1 protein-coding gene is annotated in these 255 nt (G+C 46.7%); it reads left to right on the top strand.

The window, feature by feature from the left end; genetic code table 11:
- On the top strand, positions 1–255 hold a 255-nt coding region (locus LB449_RS13900; RefSeq protein WP_224455705.1), incomplete at both ends, for a transposase.

Genomic DNA, 255 nt, shown 5'->3' with positions numbered 1-255 from the left:
TAAAACGCCAAAGGAAGCAGTTGGATAAAGAAGTAAAAGCGATTGAGGAAAAGATCCTGTCCTTGGTCAAGGAAGATCAAGAGCAGCAGCTCACCCTCTTAACCTCAGTGCCTGGAATAGGGCAGAAGACGGCCTTGTTTCTGATTGTAATTACCGATGGCTTCTCTAAATTTGAAAAGGCCTCGCAGCTTTGCAGCTATGTGGGAATAACTCCCACTACAAGAGAGTCTGGTAGCAGCGTAAGAGGTAGGGCGA

This window comes from Psychroflexus lacisalsi, from assembly GCF_020164495.1.
Lineage (GTDB): Bacteria > Bacteroidota > Bacteroidia > Flavobacteriales > Flavobacteriaceae > Psychroflexus > Psychroflexus lacisalsi.
The sequence above is the reverse complement of the archived record's forward strand: the minus strand, read 5'-3'. Positions and strand labels throughout refer to the sequence as shown.